The 22750-nt window shown below is 57.2% G+C and carries 17 protein-coding genes, 1 tRNA gene and 1 pseudogene; 9 read left to right on the top strand and 10 right to left on the bottom strand.

All coding sequences use genetic code 11. From position 1 onward, the window contains the following. Positions 1-4: 4 nt before the first annotated feature. The 9 genes from rpoC (at position 5) to AC097N_RS18555 (ending at position 13435) form a co-directional block, all read left to right on the top strand. The gene (gene rpoC / locus AC097N_RS18595; RefSeq protein ID WP_479583558.1) at positions 5-4222 is read left to right on the top strand and encodes a DNA-directed RNA polymerase subunit beta'; all 4218 of its coding nucleotides are present in this window, start codon (positions 5-7) and stop codon (positions 4220-4222) included. Positions 4223-4335: 113 nt separating this feature from the next. Further along, a complete protein-coding gene (locus AC097N_RS18590) occupies positions 4336-4893 on the top strand; it encodes a LemA family protein (RefSeq protein ID WP_479583557.1) in 558 nt (185 codons plus the stop codon). Between the two features lie 8 nt (positions 4894-4901). Then, complete coding sequence (gene rsmB, locus AC097N_RS18585; protein WP_479583556.1) at positions 4902-6227, top strand: 16S rRNA (cytosine(967)-C(5))-methyltransferase RsmB; 1326 nt, start codon at positions 4902-4904, stop codon at positions 6225-6227. Next, entirely contained in the window at positions 6184-6819 is a 636-nt protein-coding gene (locus tag AC097N_RS18580) for a DUF4390 domain-containing protein (protein WP_479583555.1), read from the top strand. Before rsmB ends, AC097N_RS18580 begins: the two co-directional genes overlap by 44 nt. Beyond that, positions 6816-9107: a sensor histidine kinase gene (locus AC097N_RS18575; RefSeq protein WP_479583554.1), complete on the top strand. Its 2292-nt coding sequence runs from the start codon at positions 6816-6818 to the stop codon at positions 9105-9107. The genes AC097N_RS18580 and AC097N_RS18575 overlap by 4 nt, the downstream gene beginning before the upstream one ends. Before the next feature lie 38 nt (positions 9108-9145). Then, positions 9146-9823, top strand: coding sequence for a response regulator (locus AC097N_RS18570; RefSeq protein WP_479583553.1), 678 nt, complete (start codon positions 9146-9148; stop codon positions 9821-9823). 48 nt (positions 9824-9871) lie between these two features. Then, positions 9872-9947: transfer RNA gene (locus tag AC097N_RS18565), tRNA-Phe, on the top strand. A 286-nt stretch (positions 9948-10233) separates the two neighbouring features. Further along, positions 10234-11559, top strand: coding sequence for a tyrosine-type recombinase/integrase (locus AC097N_RS18560; protein ID WP_479583552.1), 1326 nt, complete (start codon positions 10234-10236; stop codon positions 11557-11559). Positions 11560-11902: 343 nt separating this feature from the next. After that, positions 11903-13435 (top strand): tyrosine-type recombinase/integrase, encoded by a 1533-nt coding sequence (locus AC097N_RS18555; protein WP_479583551.1) that lies wholly within the window; start codon positions 11903-11905, stop codon positions 13433-13435. A gap of 463 nt (positions 13436-13898) precedes the next feature. Here AC097N_RS18555 and AC097N_RS18550 read toward each other — a convergent pair. The 10 genes and pseudogenes from AC097N_RS18550 to AC097N_RS18505 all read right to left on the bottom strand — a co-directional run bounded on the left by AC097N_RS18550 (position 13899) and on the right by AC097N_RS18505 (position 22673). Next, positions 13899-14615, bottom strand: a pseudogene (locus AC097N_RS18550) (IS6 family transposase). A 179-nt stretch (positions 14616-14794) separates the two neighbouring features. Next, a complete protein-coding gene (locus AC097N_RS18545) occupies positions 14795-15280 on the bottom strand; it encodes a globin (protein ID WP_479583550.1) in 486 nt (161 codons plus the stop codon). Next, positions 15277-16209, bottom strand: a complete 933-nt coding sequence (kce, locus tag AC097N_RS18540; RefSeq protein WP_479583549.1) for a 3,5-dioxohexanoate:acetyl-CoA acetone transferase — start codon at positions 16207-16209, stop codon at positions 15277-15279. Before kce ends, AC097N_RS18545 begins: the two co-directional genes overlap by 4 nt. Before the next feature lie 41 nt (positions 16210-16250). After that, complete coding sequence (locus tag AC097N_RS18535; protein ID WP_479583548.1) at positions 16251-17183, bottom strand: electron transfer flavoprotein subunit alpha/FixB family protein; 933 nt, start codon at positions 17181-17183, stop codon at positions 16251-16253. A 13-nt stretch (positions 17184-17196) separates the two neighbouring features. Further along, positions 17197-17946 carry an electron transfer flavoprotein subunit beta/FixA family protein gene (locus AC097N_RS18530; protein ID WP_479583547.1) on the bottom strand — a complete coding sequence of 250 codons (750 nt, stop codon included), beginning with the start codon at positions 17944-17946 and terminating at the stop codon, positions 17197-17199. Between the two features lie 63 nt (positions 17947-18009). Beyond that, a complete protein-coding gene (locus tag AC097N_RS18525) occupies positions 18010-18924 on the bottom strand; it encodes an SDR family oxidoreductase (RefSeq protein ID WP_479583546.1) in 915 nt (304 codons plus the stop codon). A 45-nt stretch (positions 18925-18969) separates the two neighbouring features. Next, complete coding sequence (locus AC097N_RS18520; RefSeq protein ID WP_479583545.1) at positions 18970-20142, bottom strand: acyl-CoA dehydrogenase family protein; 1173 nt, start codon at positions 20140-20142, stop codon at positions 18970-18972. Between the two features lie 19 nt (positions 20143-20161). Continuing rightward, a complete protein-coding gene (locus AC097N_RS18515; RefSeq protein ID WP_479583544.1) occupies positions 20162-21328 on the bottom strand; it encodes an acyl-CoA dehydrogenase family protein in 1167 nt (388 codons plus the stop codon). A gap of 23 nt (positions 21329-21351) precedes the next feature. Further along, positions 21352-22221 (bottom strand): HpcH/HpaI aldolase/citrate lyase family protein, encoded by an 870-nt coding sequence (locus tag AC097N_RS18510; RefSeq protein ID WP_479583543.1) that lies wholly within the window; start codon positions 22219-22221, stop codon positions 21352-21354. Beyond that, on the bottom strand, positions 22218-22673 hold the full coding sequence (locus AC097N_RS18505) for a MaoC family dehydratase (RefSeq protein ID WP_479583542.1): 456 nt from the start codon (positions 22671-22673) through the stop codon (positions 22218-22220). Before AC097N_RS18505 ends, AC097N_RS18510 begins: the two co-directional genes overlap by 4 nt. Positions 22674-22750 lie beyond the last annotated feature (77 nt).

Raw genomic sequence — 22750 nt, 5'->3', positions numbered from 1 at the left:
CAACATGAAATCATTACTCGATCTGTTCAAGCAGTTCACGCCAGATGAGCATTTCAATGCCATCAAAATTGGCATGGCCTCTCCCGAGAAGATTCGTTCGTGGTCTTTCGGCGAAGTCAAAAAACCTGAAACCATCAACTATCGGACATTCAAACCCGAACGTGATGGCCTCTTTTGCGCCAAGATCTTCGGACCCATCAAGGATTACGAATGCCTGTGCGGCAAATACAAGCGCCTCAAGCACCGTGGTGTGATCTGCGAGAAGTGCGGCGTTGAAGTCACACAGACCAAAGTGCGACGCGAACGCATGGGTCACATCGACCTGGCGGCACCTTGCGCTCATATTTGGTTCCTGAAGTCACTGCCATCACGTCTGGGTCTGGTGCTCGACATGACACTGCGGGACATCGAACGCGTGTTGTATTTTGAAGCGTATGTGGTGACGGACCCCGGCATGACACCGCTGAAGAAGTTCAGCATCATGTCGGAAGACGACTTCGACGCCAAATTCAAGGAATACGGCGACGAGTTTCAGGCCAAGATGGGCGCCGAAGGTATCAAGGATTTGCTGCAAAGCATTGACATTGATGGCTCAATTGAAAAGCTGCGCAATGATCCGAGTGGCTCTGAGCTGAAGATCAAGAAGAACACCAAGCGTCTCAAGTTGCTCGAGGCGTTCAAGAAATCAGGCATCAAGCCGGAGTGGATGGTGCTGGACGTGCTGCCCGTGCTGCCGCCTGATTTGCGCCCGTTGGTACCTCTGGACGGTGGTCGTTTTGCCACGTCGGACCTGAATGATCTTTATCGCCGCGTCATCAACCGCAACAGCCGTCTGCGTCGTTTGCTGGAATTGAAGGCGCCCGAGATCATTGCCCGCAATGAAAAACGCATGCTGCAAGAGGCTGTGGACTCCTTGCTGGACAACGGTCGTCGCGGCAAAGCCATGACGGGTGCCAACAAGCGTGCGCTCAAGTCACTGGCTGACATGATCAAAGGCAAGAGCGGTCGTTTCCGGCAGAACTTGCTGGGCAAGCGGGTCGATTACTCGGGCCGGTCCGTCATTGTGGTGGGCCCTACGCTCAAACTTCATCAGTGCGGCCTGCCCAAGCTGATGGCGCTTGAGTTGTTCAAGCCTTTCATCTTCGCGCGCCTGGAAGCCATGGGCATTGCCACGACCATCAAGGCGGCGAAAAAGGAAGTCGAATCCGGTACGCCAGTGGTGTGGGACATCCTGGAAGAAGTGATCAAAGAGCATCCCGTGATGCTGAACCGTGCACCAACGTTGCACCGCTTGGGCATCCAGGCGTTTGAGCCCATCTTGATCGAAGGCAAGGCGATTCAGCTGCACCCGCTGGTTTGTGCCGCATTCAATGCCGACTTTGACGGTGACCAGATGGCCGTCCACGTGCCCTTGTCCGTCGAGGCGCAGGTTGAGTGCCGTACGCTGATGCTGGCCTCGAACAACGTGTTGTTCCCGTCGAATGGCGAGCCGTCCATCGTTCCGTCACAAGACGTGGTGCTTGGCCTGTACTACACCACCCGCGATCGCATTAACGGCAAGGGCGAGGGCTTGATCTTTGCCGATACCGGTGAAGTTCAGCGTGCTTTCGACGCAGGCCAAGTTGAGTTGGCTGCTCGGATCAACGTGCGTTTGACCGAGTACACCAAGGACAAGGAAACTGGCGAATTGGTCCCTTCGACCAAGCTGTGGGAAACCACTGCAGGTCGCGCTTTGTTGTCTGAAATCTTGCCCAAGGGCTTGCCGTTTTCGAACATCAACAAGGCACTCAAGAAAAAGGAAATCTCCAAGCTTATCAACGTGTCTTTCCGCAAGTGCGGACTCAAAGAGACGGTTGTGTTCGCTGACAAGCTCCTTCAATATGGATTCCGTCTGGCTACCAAGGCCGGTATTTCGATCTGTATCGATGACATGCTGGTGCCCACAGAAAAGCCTGGCATCATTGAGCGCGCTGAAAAAGAAGTCAAAGAAATCGGACAGCAGTACACGTCTGGTCTGGTGACTTCCGGTGAGCGTTACAACAAGGTGGTTGACATCTGGGGCAAGGCCGGCGACGAAGTGTCGAAGGTCATGATGGCGCGTTTGTCCAAGGAGATCGTCACTGATCGTCATGGCAATCAAGTGCAACAAGAGTCGTTCAACTCCATCTACATGATGGCTGACTCCGGTGCCCGCGGCTCAGCCGCCCAGATTCGCCAGGTGGCAGGTATGCGTGGATTGATGGCCAAGCCTGACGGCTCCATCATTGAGACACCCATCACCGCCAACTTCCGTGAAGGTCTGAACGTGTTGGAGTACTTCATCTCCACCCACGGAGCCCGAAAAGGTCTGGCAGATACCGCGCTGAAGACAGCGAACTCTGGTTACCTTACACGTCGTCTGGTTGACGTGACGCAGGATCTGGTCGTTACCGAGCAGGATTGCGGCACGCACGCGGGTTATCTGATGCGCGCCATCGTCGAGGGTGGTGAAGTCATTGAGTCCTTGCGCGATCGTATTTTGGGCCGTTCGGCAGCAGATGATGTGTTGCACCCTGAGAACCGTTCTGTGCTGGCCGAGGCTGGCGCGATGCTGGACGAAGACCTGATCGACGAGCTGGAGGTGGCGGGTGTTGACGAAGTGAAGGTGCGTACAGCCCTGACCTGCGAAACGCGTTTCGGTATTTGCGCCCGTTGCTACGGTCGCGATCTGGGTCGTGGTGGTTTGGTCAATGGTGGTGAGGCCGTTGGTGTGATTGCTGCGCAATCTATTGGCGAGCCAGGCACCCAGCTGACCATGCGGACCTTCCACATTGGTGGCGCGGCATCCCGTGCCGCCATCGCCTCCAGCGTGGAAGCCAAGTCCAATGGCAATATTGGCTTCAACGCCACCATGCGTTATGTTACCAACGGCAAGAAGGAGCAGGTTGTGATTTCCCGGTCCGGCGAGATCGTCATTCATGACGAGCATGGCCGTGAGCGTGAGCGCCACAAGGTGCCGTACGGTGCGATCCTGGCTGTCAAGGCCGACCAGACGGTCAAGTCCGGCACGATTCTCGCCAACTGGGATCCGTTGACTCGTCCCATCATTACCGAGTTCGCGGGCAAGGCCCACTTCGAGAATGTTGAAGAAGGTCTGACGGTTGCCAAGCAGGTGGACGAAGTGACCGGTCTGTCAACCATGGTTGTGATCGATCCGAAACGCCGTGGTTCGACCAAGGTCATCCGTCCTCAGGTCAAGTTGATTGACTCGACCGGCAATGAGGTCAAGATTCCTGGAACCGACCACTCGGTGACGATCGGTTTCCCGGTTGGCGCTTTGGTTCAGGTACGAGACGGTCAGGATGTGGGCCCAGGCGAAGTGCTGGCGCGTATCCCAATTGAAGGCCAGAAGACGCGTGACATTACCGGCGGTTTGCCGCGTGTGGCCGAGTTGTTTGAAGCCCGTTCGCCAAAAGACAAGGGCGTCCTAGCTGAAATGACCGGTACTGTGTCCTTCGGTAAAGAAACCAAAGGCAAGATTCGCTTGCAGATCACCGATCCAGAAGGTTCCGTCTGGGAAGAGCTTGTGCCCAAAGAGAAGAACATTTTGGTGCACGAAGGCCAGGTTGTGAACAAAGGTGAAAGCGTTGTGGACGGTCCTGCCGACCCACAAGACATCTTGCGCTTGCTGGGTTCGGAAGAACTGGCTCGTTACATTGTTGACGAAGTTCAGGACGTTTACCGCTTGCAGGGCGTGAAGATCAACGACAAACACATTGAAGTGATTGTTCGCCAGATGTTGCGTCGTGTGGTTGTTGAAAATGCGGGTGACTCCAGCTACATCAACGGCGAGCAAGTGGAGCGCTCCGAGATGCTCAACACCAATGACGCATTGCGCGCCGAGGACAAAATCCCCGCCGTGTTCACGAACTTGTTGTTGGGTATCACCAAGGCGTCGTTGTCGACAGACAGCTTCATCAGTGCGGCGTCCTTCCAGGAAACCACACGTGTTCTGACCGAAGCTGCCATCATGGGCAAACGTGACGAACTGCGTGGCTTGAAGGAAAACGTCATCGTCGGTCGTCTGATTCCTGCCGGTACCGGCATGGCTTACCACGAAGCTCGCAAAGTTCGCGAGAATATGGACGACGCTGAGCGTCGTGCCATCTCCGAAGCTGAAGCCGCTGAGTTGGCTGGCGATATGGAAGCGACAGAGACCAACGAAGGAGCTGCAGCCGAGTAAGACTCGTTCTGCTTCTTGATTGATAGCGCCCCAAGGCCTTTTTATAAGGGCTTGGGGCGTTTTTCTTGATAAGAAAGGATGTTCGGCATGAAGGGTTCTGGAGGTTGTAGGTAATGATCGATTCCCTGTGGGTCTGGGCTTTTGCCGCCCTGTTGTTGTTCTGGTCCATGGGGGCGTACAACCGTCTGATGCGGCTGCGTTCGCGGGCGATCGTTGCTTTTGCAGTCCTCGAAGGGTTGTTCAATCAATACGTGGCTATGGTCAAAATCAGCTTTCCCGAAAGCGGGTTCGGGACACTCAGTGGTTGGGGTCCAGTTGATGATTCCGACACTTCGGCGTGGGGCTGGCTCGTTGCTGCTACCGAGCAGTTTTCAGCATCCTTGCGGGTTGTTCACCCAAAGCCTCTGGATGGTCCGGCCATGAGTGCGTTTAGAACGGCCCATGAAACGCTGAGTTCATCATGGATTCGATTGCGTGATTTACCGCCGGATCTGGCAGGCTCCGCACTGCCTGCGTCTTTACAAGCGCAATGGGAACACGTGGCCATTCAGGTTGAACTGGCTCGATCCGAATTTAATAAGACGATTGTCAATTACAACGAGGCTATTGGGCAGTTTCCTGCATTGCTACTAGCGTGGATTGTTGGTTTCAAGACGGCACAGCCGATATAGGTAGGAAGATGGATTCGAACGAACAGAAAATTCCCTTGTGGACGCAATTGCAGTCGGTGGCGGCAGTCTTGCTCGCCATTCGTTCTGGTGTGTCGGGCACGGCCGCGTTGAACGATGTGCCTGCTAGTTTGCGACCCGGGGTACAAGCCTTGGTGTTTCATGTGCTGCGGTATCTGGGGCGCGCCGAGGCATTGCGACAACTTCTCGCCAGTCGTACCCCGCCGCCGCCAGCTGACGCCTTGCTTTGCACAGCCCTTGCCTTGGCGTGGCGTGAGCAGGATGCCCCCTATGAGGTGTTTACGCTTGTGAATCAAGCCGTCGAGGCCGCCAAGAAAAATCCGACTACCAGCCCGCAGGCCAGTTTCATCAATGCCTGCCTGCGTCGCTTTTTGCGCGAGCGCGAGGCACTGGTGGCTGAGACCGATACCAAGCCGCTGGCGATGTGGAACCACCCGTCATGGTGGATTGATCGACTTCGCAAAGACTGGCCCAGCGACTGGCGTGCCATTCTAGAGGCCAACAATCGCCAAGCGCCTATGACTTTGCGCGTGAACAGCCGACGTGCCAGTGTCCAGGCATATTTGCAGAAACTCCAGGACGTCGGTTTGAATGCCACATCGGCTGGCGCATCAGGCATTACCCTGGCGCAGCCCAGGCCCGTGCATGAGTTGCCAGGGTTCGATGGCGGGGTTGTGTCGGTACAAGACGCCGCGGCCCAGATCGCCGCACCGCTGTTGCTCACTGGGATGATGGCGAATGGGCCCTTACGTGTCCTTGACGCTTGTGCCGCGCCTGGTGGCAAGACGGCGCATTTGCTGGAGATGGCCGATTGCAAGCTGACCGCTTTGGACGTCGATCCTGTTCGATGCGAAAAAATTACACAGACTCTGCAGCGAATGGACTTGCACGCCGACGTTAGGGTGGGTGATGCAGCCAACCCGGCTGCGTGGTGGGATGGCCAGATGTTTGACGCCATCCTGCTGGACGCGCCCTGTTCGGCATCAGGCATTGTGCGCCGACATCCTGATGTTCGCTGGTTAAGGCGTGAGTCGGATATTGCACAGCTCGCTGCCATTCAGGCTCGACTGCTCAAGGCCCTGTGGCCACTGGTCAAGCCGGGCGGGCGCTTGTTGTATTGCACCTGTTCTGTTTTTCGGGCTGAGGGCGAAGGGCAGATACAAACGTTTCTTGCGCACAACACACAGGCCACTTTACTGCCCTCGCCGGGCCATTTGCTGCCCCAGCATGTGTCAAATCTCAATGCAGTCCAAGACAATCTAGGCTGTGACCATGATGGCTTCTATTACGCACTACTTGAAAAACGCTCGGCTTAACTTGCTTGGGCTGTTGGCCTGCGCCTGTTTGCTTGCCTGCATGGTTGGCGGGGTGCGTGCCCAGTCGCCCGGTTCCGAGATCAGTCTCTTGAAGGTTGAGCGGGCTGGGGACGCCATTTTTCTCACGGCAACGGCCCGGTTTGATTTGTCTGCCGCCGTAGAGGATGCATTGCTCAAAGGTGTCGCCGTTTTTTTTGTGGCTGAGGCCGACGTGTACCGGGAGCGTTGGTACTGGACCAATAAGCGGGTGGTCAGCGCTGAGCGCCATATGCGTCTGGCCTATCAGCCACTCACCCGGCGCTGGCGCTTGAACGTGGCATCCGGGCTGATCACCAATGCCGGGCTTGGCATGGCCCTCAATCAAAATTTTGAATCATTGCCCGATGCACTGGCGGCGGTTCAACGGGTGTCTCGGTGGAAGATTGCAGAGGCCTCGGATATTGACGTTCAGCAAGCTCACTTGATTGAGTACCGCTTTCGTCTTGATGCCGCCCAATTGCCACGGCCCTTGCAAATCGGCACGCTGGGACAGTCTGATTGGGACATCACAGCCTTGTCTCGTCGCCCGCTGGTGATTGAGAGCGCCAAGTGAGCGAGCCAGCTTCCGCCTCAGGTTTGGCCGGTCGGTTCTCCCTGAAAAGCCCTCGCGGTCTGCGCTGGACTGTGAGTGCGGGCCTTGCTGCCATGGTGGCAGTGGGACTCGTGCTGTTGTTCCTTTTGACGCAGGCCACGACCAACCGCGATATGTATGAGCGCAACTATGCGCGCCTCTTCACACTCAATATGGTGGTTGCCGGGCTCCTGCTGGTTGTCATCTTGTGGATTGCCTATCGGTTGGTGAAGCGCCTTCGGCAGGGTAAATTCGGCAGCCGCCTGCTGGTCAAAATTGCGGCCATTTTTGCGTTGGCTGGATTTGCACCAGGTGTCCTGATTTATGTGGTCTCCTACCAGTTTGTGTCGCGCTCCATCGAAAGCTGGTTTGACGTCAAGGTGGAAGGCGCGTTGGATGCGGGCGTCAATCTGGGTCGGGTGACGCTTGAAGCTCTTTCCAGTGAGCTGGCGGGCAAGGCGCGGGCGTCCGCCTCTCAACTGGCCGATACGTCCGATGTCAGTGCTGCATTGGCTCTGGAGCGCACCCGTGAGCAACTCGATGCCACAGACCTGGTGCTGTGGGGGGCCTCGGGCCAGTTGGTGGCTGCGGCCGGGCAGTCACGCTACCAGCTCAGCCCCGACCGGCCGACCCAACAGCAGTTTCGCAATGCCCGCGTTCAACGTTTCGTCACCTGGATTGAGGGGCTCGATGATGCTGTGCCGGGTGTGGCTGGGAACGCCCGCATCAAGGCGCTGGTGGTGGTCAACAGCAACAGCCTGGGTTTGCTGGGTGCGCCGCGGTACCTCATGGTGACCCAGGCCTTACCGCCCACGCTGGTGGCTTATGCGTTGGCGGTGACCGAGGCCAATAGGGAGTACCAGGAGCGCGCCTTGGCACGTGACGGACTTCGTCGTATGTACATCGGTACTTTGACGCTCAGCCTCTTTTTGGCTGTGTTTGGCGCTGTTTTGTTGGCGGTGGTTCTGGGTAACCAGATTGCGCGTCCCCTTTTGTTGCTGGCCCATGGCGTGAGCGAGGTGGCCGCGGGCGACTTGACACCCAAGGCTTCACTGCAGGGGCGGGACGAACTTGATGGTCTGACCCGTTCGTTTGCCAGCATGACCCAGCAGCTGGCCGATGCCCGGCAGGCGGTCCAGTCCAGCATGGAGGATGTCAGTGCGGCCCGCGCCAACCTGCAGACCATTCTGGATAATCTCACCGCCGGGGTCATCGTGTTGGATGCGCAAGGTCACATCCAGTCGTCCAACCCCGGCGCCACGCGTATTCTCAGGGTGCCTCTGGCCGCTTTCGAAGGCCAGCGCCTGGCAGACATTGACGGCTTGAGGACCTTTGGCGACAGCGTTCAGACTCAGTTCGATTCGTTCCTGGGCGCACGCAGTGAGCATGGCCTCGACCATTGGCAGCAATCCTTTGAGCTGGGTAATGCCAGTGCAGCGCTGATTGGGCGACAAGCTGATGATGCTCTTGTTTTGGTAGCGCGTGGTGCAGAGTTGCCGGGCGCTACAAGGCTTTTGGTCTTTGATGATATTTCTGAAATTGTGTCTGCACAGCGCTCGCAGGCGTGGGGCGAAGTCGCCAGACGGCTGGCCCATGAAATCAAGAATCCGCTGACGCCCATCCAGTTGTCTGCCGAGCGGTTGGAGATGAAGCTGACTGGTAAAGTCGCCGCGCCCGAACAGGCCTTACTCACCAAGTCAGTTAAAACCATTGTCGATCAGGTGGATGCCATGAAGAGACTCGTGAATGAGTTTCGGGACTACGCTCGGTTGCCGGCGGCAGAATTGAGGCCGGTTGAATTGAATGCACTGGTGACCGACGTGCTGCACTTGTACGCCAATGAAACATCGCAGGTGCCCGTTCAAGTTGACCTTGACCCGCGTTGCCCCAATATCCAGGGGGATGCCCAGCAACTGCGCCAGGTGATTCACAACCTGCTGCAAAACGCGCAGGATGCATCGGAGTCCGCCGTGAATGCCGATGAAGTTCGCCCTGTTGTCGTCAAGACGCAGTGGCTGGAGAGCAGTGGGCGAGTTCGCCTGACCGTGCTCGACAGTGGCACAGGCTTTCCAGAGAAAATTCTGAAGCGTGCTTTTGAGCCCTATGTCACCACCAAGACCAAAGGGACCGGCCTTGGTTTGGCGGTGGTGAAAAAGATTGCCGACGAGCACGGTACCCGTGTGGACATTGCGAACCGGACGGTGGACGGCAAAATAGTGGGTGCTCAAGTGTCGTTATCATTCGCCATCGAAAACGTCGCGTCGGCCTAGCCGTGCGATAAATGCAAACTCTGGGGACGCGCTAAATCATGGCAAACATATTGGTGGTAGACGACGAGCTCGGCATCCGCGATCTGTTGTGGGAAATCCTCAATGACGAGGGGCACAACGTCGAGGTGGCCGAGAACGCCGCACAAGCCCGCGCAGCGCGCTTGCGAGACCGGCCAGACTTGGTGCTGCTCGACATCTGGATGCCAGACACCGACGGTGTGACGCTGCTCAAGGAATGGTCCACCACGGGGGCGCTCACCATGCCCGTCATCATGATGAGCGGTCATGCCACGATCGATACCGCGGTGGAAGCCACCAAGATTGGCGCTTTGGCGTTTCTTGAAAAACCCATTACCCTGCAAAAACTGCTCAAAGCAGTCGAGCAAGGTCTGGCACGGGGCGTGATTCGCAAAACCGTTCCTCCTGCTGCACTCGCTCCTGTCCCGCAAGCCATTGACTATGGCATGTCAGACGGCCAAGTGGTTGTCGGCGTAGCAGAGACCGCGCTTCAACCCCAGCGAAGTTTCATGCTGGACAAGCCTTTGCGTGAGGCTCGGGACGAGTTTGAGAAGGCGTATTTTGAATACCATCTGGCCAAAGAAAGTGGCTCGATGACACGCGTCGCAGAAAAAACTGGTCTGGAGAGAACCCATCTCTACCGCAAGTTGAAGCAACTTGGCGTTGACTTGACCCGTGGCAAACGAAGCACGAATTAGCGTTAGCCTTTAAAAATTGGCAAAGAAACTGTTATAATTTTTAGCTCAGGCCCGGTAGCTCAGTCGGTAGAGCAGAGGATTGAAAATCCTTGTGTCGGTGGTTCGATTCCGCCCCAGGCCACCAAACTCACTTTTACACATCATGTGTAAAAATCCTAAAAGCCCTTTGTTTTCAACGACTTAGGGCTTTTTTGTTGTCTTCCGCGCCCCGGTTTCAACAGCCTAAAACCAGCACTTTTGCAGTAACTTCTGCAGTAACTTTCGCAGTAAGTTTTTTTGCTAGTTCAGAAGCCCGATTCGAAGGTATCGGAGCGTCAATTTCGAGACAATAAAAAGACCGCGCTGGTTACTTCTCATGTCGCTGCATCACTCCAACCGACTGGGGCGCGCATGACAGTGAAGGAGAAACGGTGGCAACGGAACTCATCAAAAGCGAGCGCACCATTAGCTCGCTGAAAAAAGGGGCCAAACGGCTCAACGATGGCGGGGGGCTTTACTTGCTCCCCTTTGCTGGTGGAGACATTCACTACTGGCGCATTGACTACACATTCGAGGGGCGTCGCAAGACGCTAAGCGTAGGCTCCCATCCGCAAGTGAGCCTTGCCATGGCGAGAGAGAGGGCGTCACAGGCGCGCGTCCTCTTGGCCGCAGGTTTGGACCCAACCAGCGAGCGCCGCAATACGCGGGAAGCACATGTGCAGGCAGCACAGACTAAACGACGTGCTCTTTCGGGTCTGCCACAAGAGGGCAGTTTTGAGTGCGTGGCACGGCGTTGGTTTGCGGTCAAGGAAAACCAGTGGATGGAGAACTACAGTTCCAAAGTGATTCGCAGATTGGAACTCCACGCGTTTCCGAAGTTTGGCCGCAAGCTCTTGCAAGAGATCTCGCCCAAGATCGTCCTCGATGCCTGCCGTACGGTGGAGGCCCGCGACACCTTGGAAACAGCTCACCGGTTGCGTGAACACTGCTCTTCAGTTTTTCGGTTTGCGATTGCCGAAGGTGCTGATTTGCGTGACCCCTGTAGCGAAATTCGGGACGCTCTCAAGCGACCCCCGGTGCGCCACTTTGCTGCGATCACCAAGCCCGCTGAACTGACTGGTCTGCTCAGGGCAATCGACAACTACAGTGGAACTCTGTGTGTACGCTGTGCGTTGAAGCTTTCGCCCATGCTGATGGTGCGGCCGGGTGAGTTGCGCTTGGCACGTTGGGAGGAGTTCGACCTTGATCACGGTATCTGGTATGTGCCGTCCATCCGCATGAAGCGAACCAAAGATCAAAAAATCAATGGTGAGCCACACTTGGTTCCTCTCGCACGCCAGTCGGTACAGATTTTGGAAGAGCTCTTTCAGGTGACTGGTGAAAGCGGCAGCGTATTTCCGTCGGAGGCAAAACCTGGTCGGTTCATTTCAGAGAACACCTTGAATAAAGCCATGCGCATTATGGGTTACTCATCGAATCAGACTACAGCGCATGGCTTCCGCGCCACTGCGAGAACATTGATCGTTGAGATGCTCCAGATCCCAGAGTCAGTAGTCGAGGCGCAACTTGCGCATGCGGTGAAGGATGCCAACGGCACGGCATATAACCGGACGGAGTTCATTAAGCTACGTATCAACATGATGCAGTTGTGGGCAGACTACCTCGAGGATCTGCGCCTTGGCCGCTCAACGATTGAACATCCTGTATTGCCCGAATTCACACCTGTGTCCCGCCGGCTCGATGCAACTGAGCCGTAGCATCTTCATGGAAAGGCACTGTGAATGAAGCGATTCGTGTCGCCGCCATTCTGATAAAAAATCAAGCGTGTGCTGTTGGCTTCAGAGGACCTCGGCAACGTTTGATTTCTATGCGCCAATCAAAGTCTCCGATGCACCCCGATGTACTGGCATGTATTCTTCATCCGTCCAAGTACATCTGCAGGCAAATGTTCATCAATCATTCTATGAATCTCGCTTCAACTGAAATCGCGAAAACGGGCCCAATGCTCTGACAGGCACGCAATTTTCCGACAGAATAAAAAGCAGAAATCAACACAAACCAGTTCACTCAAAAAGTACATACGCCATGCCAAAGCGAGTCATGCCCAAGCAAGATGCGATCGAGCAATCGATGCGCACCTGCAAGCGCATGGGATTTGGTGGTGGTCTGTATTTGATCAGAGGTAAGGCCGATGGACATCACTATTGGCGTGTTGACTTCACATTCAAAGGCAAAAGAAACTCACTCAGTCTTGGCGTCTTTCCTGTTATCACTCCTGAAAAAGCGCGACAACAGGCTGACGCGCAAATAGCACTTGCTAAAAGCGGGAAAGATCCGTCGGCATCCCGCAAGACATCAAAAAATCAGCCTACGAATAGTCGCAGCCAGAGCGCGTTGCACAAGTTCGAAATTCTGCACCCTGAATCATTTCAGGCCCAATCAAAAGCATGGCTGGATTTCGCGGGTCGCGACTGGAGCGAAAACACTTTGGATCCGACAATGGGAAGGTTGGAAAGCTACCTATATCCTGCCTTGGGCCACAAGCTGATGCGCGAAGTCGGACCGAGAGACGTTTCCGAGATTGTTGAAGCGATTGTGCTTGACGGTAAAAATGATACAGCGCAACGCGTGTGGGAAATCGGTTGGAGGATAAGCGAATACTCCATGGCTTTTGAAGTTACAGAATCAAACCCGTTTGAGAAGGCGAAATCGCTTTTGCCGAAACACACTATCAAGCACTACGCTGCCTTAACACACCCGACAAAGCTGGCAAACCTTCTTGCGAAAATTTACAAATATCACGGCTCATTCTTAGTCACTTGCGCATTGAAATTGCTAACCATGTTGCAGGTTCGACCAGGCAACCTCCGTAATGCGAAGTGGTGCGAGTTCGATCTAAAGAATGGATGGTGGCTCATACCTGGGAAATACATGAAGGACTCCAGGCATGAAAAGTCACCCAATCGGCCGCACGTGGTTCCGTTACCACAGCAGGCTATTGAAATCTTGTGGCAGCTTCGTCGCGAGACAGGGAGTGGTGGCAGAGTATTTCCGAGCAGACGCAATACCGATGCCAGCATGTCGCAAAACACCATGAACAAGGCGCTACAAATCATGGGGTTTTCGACAACCAAAGAAATCACTGCGCATGGATTCCGCGCGGTTGCCAGAACGCTCGCTAGGCAGGAGTTGGGCTTTGATAAAGAGCTATTAGAGTTACAGTTGGACCATACTGTTCGCGATCCCGATGGTAAACCGTATGCCCGCGAGGTAATGATTAGAGATCGAAGAAAGATGATGCAGGAGTGGGCTGACTATCTGGACGGGTTGAGGCTTGGGAAGATTGTTTATGACGACCCGCTGGCTGAATTCACACCTGTTACTTCGACATCACAAGAACCGTCATCTGATGGACAGGTGATCGGCGTCGTGGAACGTCTCGAGATCGAGAAATCCAAATCACGGAATTCATCGGTAGAGCTAAGCGATTGGGACGCGGACGCATGGGAAGAACTCAATCCCAGGGGGTGGGAAAACATAAACGAATTTACTCAACTTGGAACATCCTGTGATTGGGCAAAGTTGCATTGGAAAGGTGAATGTGCCACTGGCCACCCGGTACGCAGCGCATAGCAGAAATTGGAATTTGTTCACTTGCCATGGTCCGCATGATTGGCCCTGGGTAGTCTTTCTTGATGGGTAAAAAGTCGTGCAAGAATTAATGGACATTTATCGCAACTTAGCGGCGGTCAATCGATGGTAATTTTCCAAAAATGGCCCTATGTGAATGGCTGCCAGGATGGGCGCGTTCCATAATCCGGCCATTACTGGGGTGCTGCCGGAGGTGTCTTGCACAATCAGACGGGCAGGCTTTTCCTATGCGCACGCTGCCAAACGCAAGTCCTGGTGTGCAGCCAATGTGACCGTGGTCAGCGCTACTGCGATTCAGGGGGCGCGGACATCACCCGATTGAACCGACAACGCGAGGTCGGCAAGCGCTATCAGCAGAGTCGTGCCGGACGCCACAAACATGCAGCCCGCAGGTTCTGTCGCAATAACGTTTCGTGACTGGAATGGCGCGGGCAGCGCCAGATAATCAGAAGGCCAAGCTGTAGAACTGATCTGCTGCAGACATGGGTTGACCATTGGGGCAGTGCAACTGCTCCTTCTTCACCATGTGCATGGTCTCAATGCCAGCAATCAGTTTTTGTGCACTCCAAAATGACTTGAAGCCCAGCATCGGGGCGGTGATGCGTTTGACTGCCCGGTGATCCTGCTCAACCATGTTGTTCAGGTATTTGGACTAGCGCAATTCAATATCAAGGCAGGCATCGTCATTGACGCTGCGAATGCCAGCGGTGTTGGCGCCACTCTTGTCTATGGTGATCTTTTCGGGCAGGCCATGCAAATTGATGGCGCGCTCCAGGTAGCGCCGCGCTGCTGCCAGATCCCGCTTGGCGGTGAGCAAGAAGTCCACTGTGTCGCCGCTCTTGTCCACTGTGCGGTAGAGGTATTTCCACTGGCCGGCAACTTTGATGTAAGTCTCATCCATCCGCCAGCTTGTACCAACCGGGCGTTTGCGGCGGCGAAAGATGAGCGCCATGATTGGCAGAATTTTTAAGGCCCAGCGATGCACAGTGGAATGATCAACAAAGACTCCGCGCTCCTGCATCATTTCCTCCAAATGGCGAAAGCTTAAAGGGTAGGCCGCATACCACCGGGCGCACACAAGCATTACTTCCAGCGGATAGTGCAGTCGCTTGAGTACCTTGCGCAGTTCGGGGATCATCGCAGTTTCGGTCATATTTTGCATCCAGCCATTCTCATGCTTGGGCGATTATTGCGACAGAACCGCTAGCGTAGTTCATGACGTCCTGCATGACAAGGTTCACGGGTTGGTCATACGGAGCCGTCAGCATATGGTTTTCTTCCCCTTGGGTCGTATGGACGGGTTACTGACGTTGGAGACAACGCCGCTGGGTTGCGGCCTGTTTAAAAAGTCGGCTGGCGGGCTTGGCAATCTCCAGTCCCAGGCCTTCCAGGTAGGGCTGGTGCCGGAAGACTCTCCAAGAGCCGCCGTGATTGGCGAAGCCAGGCTTGGGCGTAGGCAGGGGTCCACTGCGGTCCCAGCAAACCGGCCAGCACATCGACCAGCGATGCCATCAATTCCGTGTAGTGCGCGGAATCTTCTATGCGGAAGGCGGCGTGCTCGCATGCGATTTGGTGCATATACGAGGCCACATAGGGCTTGCGGGCAGCGCTATCCAGAAGCAGGGAAATGATCTCGAATACCATCTGGCCGCAACCCAGAGGCGGCATGGCAGCGTCGGGCACGGTGAACAAGGCGGCGGCTGCGGGACAGCGCTCAAAGAAGCGAGCGAAGACGGCGGGCGCCAAGTCTTCGCACTGCGCAACCGCCAACTCCAGCGACGCGTTCAGCAGATCCAGGTCCTGGTCCTGGTCGTGCGCCGCGTTCAAAACGCGACCTTGGCCACACCCTTGAGCTGCAAAATCTCCCGTGCCTCAGCGGGTGTTGCAATCTCCAGCCCCAGTCCCTCCAGAATGCTGCGCACTTTCAGAACCTGTTCGGCATTGGACTTGGCGAGCTGGCCTTTGCCAATCCACAGGCTGTCTTCCAGGCCCACACGCACATTGCCGCCCATAGAAGCGGCCATGGCCGCGATCTTCATCTGGCTGCTGCCAGCGCCCAGCACCGACCAGCGGTAGCTATCGCCAAACAGGCGATCGGCGGTGCGCTTCATGTGCATGACATCGTCCGGATGCGTGCCTATGCCGCCCAGAATTCCGAACACGGTTTGCACAAAGAAGGGCGCCTTCACCAGGCCGCGCTCGACGAAGTGTGCCAGGTTGTACAGGTGCGAGGTGTCATAGCACTCGAACTCGTAGCGCGTCTCATTGATGGACAGCTCGGTCAGCACAGTCTCAAGGTCGCCATAGGTGTTGCGGAAAATCAGGTCCTTGCTGCCTTCCAGGTAAGGCTTCTCCCAGTCGTGCTTGAAGTCCTTGAAGCGCTGCAGCATGGGAAACAGGCCGAAGTTCATGGTGCCCATGTTCATGGACGCCACTTCCGGGCGCAGCACCTTGGCTGGCTGCATGCGTTCCTGCACCGTCATATAGGGCGAGCCGCCGGTGGTCAGGTTGACGATGGCGTCTGAGCGTTTCTTGATTTCCTTCAAGAAAGGCGTGAAGGCTTCAGGTCGCTGGTCAGGCTTGCCGGTCACGGGGTCACGCGCATGCAGGTGAATGATGGCAGCACCCGCCTCGGCGGCGGCTATCGAAGCCTCGGCGATTTCCTCAGCCGTCACCGGCAGATATGGTGACATGGACGGCGTATGAATGGCGCCAGTGACCGCGCAGCTAATGATGACTTTTTTCTGCTGGAACATGGGTTTCCTCTGAGTGCAAAGTTGGGTTCAAAAAATGAGGGCTACAACGCAGCAACCAGCTCAGGCACCGCCACAAACAGGTCCGCCTCCAGCCCGTAATCGGCAACGGAGAAGATAGGCGCCTCGGCATCCTTGTTGATCGCCACGATGACCTTGGAGTCCTTCATGCCGGCCAGATGCTGGATGGCGCCCGAAATGCCCACAGCCACGTAGAGCTGCGGCGCCACAATCTTGCCGGTCTGGCCCACTTGCCAGTCGTTGGGCGCATAACCGGCGTCCACCGCAGCGCGCGACGCGCCCATGGCCGCACCGAGCTTGTCCGCCAGCGGGGTCATGATTTCCATGAACTTCTCGCTGGAGCCCAACGCGCGGCCACCCGAGACGATGACCTTGGCTGCGGTGAGCTCAGGACGATCGTTCTTGGCAATTTCGCTGCCCATGAAGGTGGTCTTGTCGTTGGCCGCCACCGCGCTCAGGGTCTCGATGGCCGCGGCGCCACCAGAGGCTGCTGCCGGGTCGAACCCGGTGGTGCGCACGGTGAGGACCTTAATAGCATCCAGGCTTTGCACGATGGCGATGGCGTTGCCGGCGTAGATGGGACGCTCAAAGGTGTCCGCACTGTCGACCTGCGTGATGTCGGAGACCTGGGCAACGTCCAGCTTGGCAGCCACGCGCGGCGCAATGTTCTTGCCCGAGGCCGTGGCCGCAAACAGGATGTGGCTGTAGTTGGTGGCCATGGCCAGCACTTGGGCGGCCATGTTTTCAGCCAGCCCGTGGGCCAGGCACGCGTCGTCGGCGTGCAGGACTTTGGCGACACCGGCGATTTGGGCCGCCGCGCTAGCAGCGGCACCGGCGTTGGCACCGGCCACCAGTACGTGCACGTCACCCCCGCACTTGAGGGCGGCGCTCACCACATTGAGCGTGGCCGGGCGGATGGTGGCGTTGTCGTGTTCAGCAATAACGAGTGAGGTCATTTTCAATTCCTGTTCAGATTACTTTGGCTTCGTTCCTGAGCTTGTCCACCAGGGTGGCGACATCGGGCACCTTGATGCCAGCCTTGCGTTGTGCCGGCTCGCTGACCTTGAGGGTCTTGAGGTGCGGGGCCACGTCTACGCCCAAGTCGGCCGGGGTGACGATGTCCATCTGCTTTTTCTTGGCCTTCATGATGTTGGGCAGCGTCACATAGCGCGGCTCATTCAGGCGCAAATCGGTGGTGATGACCGCTGGCAGAGAGAGGGAGACAGTCTCCAGTCCCCCGTCGACTTCGCGCTTGACCACCACTTTGCCATCGGCCACGTCGACTTTGCTGGCGAAAGTAGCCTGGGGCAGGTCGCACAGGGCAGCGAGCATCTGACCGGTCTGGTTGCAGTCGTCATCAATGGCTTGTTTGCCCAAAATGATGAGGCCGGGTTGTTCCTTGTCCACCAGGGCTTTGAGCAGTTTGGCCACGGCCAGGGGTTGCAGTTCTTCGTCGGTCTGGACCAGGATGGCACGGTCGGCGCCAATGGCCATGGCGGTGCGCAGGGTTTCCTGGCACTGAGTGACGCCACAGGAGACGGCGATGATCTCGGTGACGGCGCCTTTTTCTTTCAGGCGCACGGCCTCTTCAATGGCGATCTCGTCAAAGGGGTTCATGCTCATTTTGACGTTGGCGATGTCTACACCCGTGTTGTCCGATTTGACGCGGACCTTGACGTTGTAGTCCACCACGCGCTTGACTGCGACCAGGACTTTCATTGAAATCTCCGTAAATAGAATGTTGTGCGGGTGCCGTGCTGTATAGCCCGGCCCTTTTCTGAATCAACCTGCGCTGCGCTGCGCCTTTTCCTGCTCGGCGCGACCGCGCACCAAGGACTTGGCCTCGGCCCAGTCCTCGGGTGTGAGCTTGCCCAGGGCAGCAAAAGTACTGGGGGCCGCCAGGTGGTGGCCACCGTCAATGGCAATGTTCTGCCCAGTCAGGTATTCGCAGCCATCAGCTTGTAAAAAGGTGAGCAAGTTGCACAGTTCAGTCATCTTGCCAAAGCGTTGCATGGGTACTTCATCGGCAGAAGCGGCGCCCACATTGGCTTTCGGAATAGGGGCCAATTTCTCCCAGGCGCCTTCGGTGGGAAAGGGGCCGGGTGCCACCGCGTTGACGCGAATATTATTCTTGCCCCATTCGACGGCCAAGGACATGGTCATAGCATGCACTGCAGTTTTTGCCATTACAGATGGCAGCACATAGGCAGAACCGGTCCACACCCAGGTCACCAGCATACTGACCACGGAGCCGGGCAAGCCCTGCTCAATCCAGCGCCGGCCACAGGCCAGGGTGGAAAACAGAGCTCCGTCCATCACGGTAGAGCGCACGGCAGCAAAGCCGCGCGGGCTGATGTCAATGGAAGGCGAAATGAAATTGGCAGCGGCGTTGTTGACCAGGCCGGTCAAGGGGCCACCTTGCCAGATGGTGTCCACCATGGCTTCGATTTGATCGGCATCGCGCACGTCGCAAATATGGCTCTCGATGGAGCCACCATGCGCCGCGGTGCACTGCAGTTCGGCAACGGTGTCGTCCAGCACCTGCTTGCGCCGGCCGCAGATATGCACGGCCGCACCTTGGGAGCTGAAGGCGCGCGCCAGCTCCTTGCCCAGGCCGGTGCCGCCGCCGGTGATCAGAATGCGTTTGCCGCTTAATGCGTCATCGCGCATGGCGCCTTTTGAAGTGTGTGTGTCCATAGGTGTATGTAGTTGGCTTGGATTGGGAAAGGGGCGGGTAACCGGCTATTGGCTAGCCAGTCCGTTGGCTCGGTAGTCCGAAAAAAGTTTGCGCCCGATGATGAGCTTCATTACTTCTATCGAGCCGCCAGCAATCTTGACAATGCGCGCATCGGCATAGGCTCTGGAGATTGGGTACTCCCACATGTATCCCCAGCCGCCAAAGAGCTGCAAGCACTCGTCCACTACCTTGCAATGCAGATTGCTTAGCCACATCTTGGCCATGGCAGCATCGATGGCGTCCAGTTCACCCTTCATGAAGTTATCTATGCATTTGTCCGTGAATTGGCGCCCAATGACAGCCTCCGTCTTCAGCTCGGCCAACTTGAACTGGGTATTCTGGAAGTCTCCAATGGTCTGACCGAAGGCCTTGCGTTCGGCGGTGTAGGCCACGGTGTAGTCCACCACGGTTTCGGCAACCGTTGCCGAGCGGATGGCCTGCGCCAAACGTTCTTGCGCCAGCTTGGTCATCATCAGTTCAAACCCTTTGCCTTCTTCACCCAACATGGCGGACGCCGGGACCCGTACCTCATCGAAGAACAGCTCGGAGGTGTCCTGCCCCTTCATGCCCAGCTTCTCTAGATTCTTGCCGCGGCGGAACCCCGGCAAGCTGGTATCGACCAGGAACAGGGTTACGCCCTTGGCACCAGCGGTGAGGTCCGTCTTGGTGGCCAGCACGATGACATCGCACAGCTGGCCGTTGGAGATGAAAACTTTCTGACCGGAGATCAGGTAGTCATCGCCGTCACGCACGGCACGGGTGCGTATGGCCTTGAGGTCACTGCCAGCATGCGGCTCGGTCATGCCCAGCGAGCCAATGGCTTCGCCGGCGACCATTTTGGGTAGCCAGGTCTTGCGCTGTTCCTCGGTACCAAAGGATTTGACGTAGGTGGAGACGAGGTCGCAATGGATCAGAAAGCCGGGACCGGTGTAACCCGAGCGGGCCATTTCTTCGAACACCACAACGTCAAACAAATAGTCCAGGCCCAGGCCGCCGTATTCCTCAGGCACGGTGCAGCACAGCATGCCGGCCGCACCCGCCTTGAGCCAGAGTTCGCGCGGCACGATGCCGTCGGCCTCCCACTGGGCATGGAAAGGGGTGATCTCTTTTTCAATGAAGCGGCGTACGGTGTTGCGAAAGGCGTCATGGTCTTCGTTGAAGAGGGTTCTTTTAAACATGGAATTCCTTGGTGTGTACTCAGTACGACTTGGGCAGGCCCAGCACCTTCTCGGCAATAAAGCACAAGATCAGCTGTTCGGTAATGGGGGCGATGCGGGTCACGGTGACTTCGCGCAGCAAGCGCTCCACGTGGTATTCCTTGGCATAGCCAAAGCCGCCCATGGTGAAGACCGACTGCTGGGCCGCCGCATGGCCGGCACGTGCGCCGAGAAATTTGGCTGTGTTGGCTTCGGCACCGCAAGGCTGGTGCTGGTCATACAACCAGGCACCTTTCATGGTCATGGCCCAGGCCGCCTCCAGGTCCATCCAGCGCTCGGCCAGTGGGTGCTGTATGCCCTGGTTCATTCCGATTGGGCGGCCAAACACCACGCGATCCTTGGCATATTGGGTGGCGCGGCGCAGCGCGTCCTGGCCAATCGCCACCGCCTCGGAGGCAATCAGCAAGCGCTCGGGGTTCAGACTGTGCAGAATGTAGCCAAAGCCCTTGCCCTCTTCGCCGATGCGGTCGGCATCGGGTATGAACAGGCCGTCAATAAAGATGGCATTGGAGTCCACCGCCTTGCGGCCCATCTTGGGGATGCGGCGCACCTCGATCTTGGTGCGGTCCAGATCGGTATAAAAAATCGTGATGCCGTCAGTAGGCTTCTTGCAGTCTTCGAGCTTGGTGGTGCGCGTTAATAGCATGATTTTGTTGGCCACCTGGGCGGTCGAGGTCCAGACCTTTTGCCCATACACCATATAGCCACCGGGCACTTTTTCGGCAAAGGTTTTGATGGCAGTGGTGTTCAGGCCGGCGTCGGGCTCGGTGAAGCCAAAGCAGCACTGATCCTTGCCTTCTATCAGGCGCGGCAACCAGCGCTGGCGCTGATCGGGTGTGCCAAAGACCACGATGGGGTGCGGCCCAAATAGGTTGATGTGCACCGAGGAAGTGGCCGCCATGCCGCCGCCATGGCTGCCCACCTCGTGCATCATGATGCAGGCCTCGGTCACGCCCAGGCCTGCACCGCCGTATTCGGTGGGCATGGTGATGCCCAGCCAGCCGGCGTCGGCCATGGCCTTGTGGAATTCGCGCGGGAAGGCGCCGTCCTCGTCGCGCTCCAGCCAGTAGTCGTCATCAAAAGAGCGCACGACGGCGCTGACGCCATCGCGTATGGCGCGGTGATCTTCCGAGAGTGAAAAGTCCATTCTGTTGCTCCGTGAAATAGGTCTTAGCCGTTCAGGCTCAAGGTGCGCAGGGCTTGCGTCAAATGGGGTTTGTCCAGCATCACGCCGTCCAGGCTGAGCGTGCCGGCGTCGGGCTCTGCCGCGAAGGCGGCAACGATGCGCCGCGCGTGGGCCAGTTCCGCCTCGGATGGCGAGAACGCCGCGTTGATGGTCTCCACCTGGTCGGGGTGGATGGCAATGCGGCCGCGAAAGCCGCGCCTGCGCGAAACGCGGCAGGATGCAGCCAGACCTGCGTCATCACGGAAGTCGGCATACAAGGTGTCAATGGCGGCCGCACCGCTGGCGGCTGCCGCGCACAGGCATAGCGAGTTGGCCAGGGTGTAGAGCGGCGACAGCTGGCCGTCTTCTTCTCGGTTTGAGACGGCGCCTATGGCCGCCGACAGGTCTTCGGCTCCCCAGGTGATGCCGGCCAGACGGGGCACGGGGCCGGCAAAGCTTTGCATATTCAGCATGGCTGCGGCGGTCTCGGTGGCCACCGGCAAGATGACTACGCTGCCGGGGGCCATTCCGGCGCGCGCCTCCAGTGCGTCCAGGCAGTGGCCCAGATGGATGACATCGGCCGCGCTAGTGGTTTTGGGCAGCATGATGCCGGCCAGGCCGGGCAGCACCACGGCGGCCAGGTCGGACATGGCCATGCCGGAGTCCAGCGGGTTGATGCGCACAAACAACTTGCTGCAGAGCTGGCTTGCCTGGGCCGTGACAAAGGCCGCTGCGGCGCTGCGGGCCTCGGCCTTGCGGCTGGCAGCCACTGCATCTTCCAGATCCAGAATCAGCGCGTCGGCCGGGCTGGCCAAGGCTTTGGCGAGCTTGCGCTCGCTATCGGCCGGCACAAACAGCAGGGAGCGCAGCTTCACGCCACGGCCTGCTTGAGCATCAGGGCCTGGCGCGTGCAGGTGCAGACCTCTTCACCGCGCTGGTTAAAGCCCTGGTGCAAAAAGGTGACGATGCCGGCATTGGGGCGGGACTTGCTGTCGCGCAAGTCCTTGACGGTGGTGCGCGAGCGTATGGTGTCACCGGCAAACACCGGGTGCGTGAAGCGCACATCACTCATACCCAGGTTCGCCACGGTGGTGCCCAGGGTGGTGTCCTGCACCGACAGGCCGATCACTAGGCCCAGCGTGAAAATGCTGTTGACCAGGGGGCGGCCAAACTCGGTGGTCTTGCAATACTCGGCATCGATGTGGATGGACGCCGGGTTGTAGGTAGCGTTGCTGAACCACATATTGTCGGTCTCGGTGACCGTGCGACGGATTTCGTGCTCGAATGTCTGGTCAATACGGAATTCTTTAAACCAAAGCCCTGCCATGGGAGGCTCCTTCTCGTTGGATATATTTTATAGCGTTCACCTGTACATGGTACGCATGTGTAATATATCATAGGTAT

The organism is Rhodoferax sp. LS1R11, assembly GCF_056521395.1.
Note: the sequence above shows the minus strand (reverse complement) of the source record. Positions and strands in the feature narration are given on the sequence as shown.

Bases quoted from the DNA above. Each gene is read 5' to 3' on its own strand.
- rpoC (WP_479583558.1), top strand. From the start codon at position 5: ATGAAATCATTACTCGATCTGTTCAAGCAGTTCACGCCAGATGAGCAT.
- AC097N_RS18590 (WP_479583557.1), top strand. From the start codon at position 4,336: ATGATCGATTCCCTGTGGGTCTGGGCTTTTGCCGCCCTGTTGTTGTTC.
- rsmB (WP_479583556.1), top strand. From the start codon at position 4,902: ATGGATTCGAACGAACAGAAAATTCCCTTGTGGACGCAATTGCAGTCG.
- AC097N_RS18580 (WP_479583555.1), top strand. From the start codon at position 6,184: ATGATGGCTTCTATTACGCACTACTTGAAAAACGCTCGGCTTAACTTG.
- AC097N_RS18570 (WP_479583553.1), top strand. From the start codon at position 9,146: ATGGCAAACATATTGGTGGTAGACGACGAGCTCGGCATCCGCGATCTG.
- AC097N_RS18555 (WP_479583551.1), top strand. From the start codon at position 11,903: ATGCCCAAGCAAGATGCGATCGAGCAATCGATGCGCACCTGCAAGCGC.
- kce (WP_479583549.1), bottom strand. From the start codon at position 16,209: ATGTTCCAGCAGAAAAAAGTCATCATTAGCTGCGCGGTCACTGGCGCC.
- AC097N_RS18535 (WP_479583548.1), bottom strand. From the start codon at position 17,183: ATGACCTCACTCGTTATTGCTGAACACGACAACGCCACCATCCGCCCG.
- AC097N_RS18530 (WP_479583547.1), bottom strand. From the start codon at position 17,946: ATGAAAGTCCTGGTCGCAGTCAAGCGCGTGGTGGACTACAACGTCAAG.
- AC097N_RS18525 (WP_479583546.1), bottom strand. From the start codon at position 18,924: ATGGACACACACACTTCAAAAGGCGCCATGCGCGATGACGCATTAAGC.
- AC097N_RS18520 (WP_479583545.1), bottom strand. From the start codon at position 20,142: ATGTTTAAAAGAACCCTCTTCAACGAAGACCATGACGCCTTTCGCAAC.
- AC097N_RS18515 (WP_479583544.1), bottom strand. From the start codon at position 21,328: ATGGACTTTTCACTCTCGGAAGATCACCGCGCCATACGCGATGGCGTC.
- AC097N_RS18505 (WP_479583542.1), bottom strand. From the start codon at position 22,673: ATGGCAGGGCTTTGGTTTAAAGAATTCCGTATTGACCAGACATTCGAG.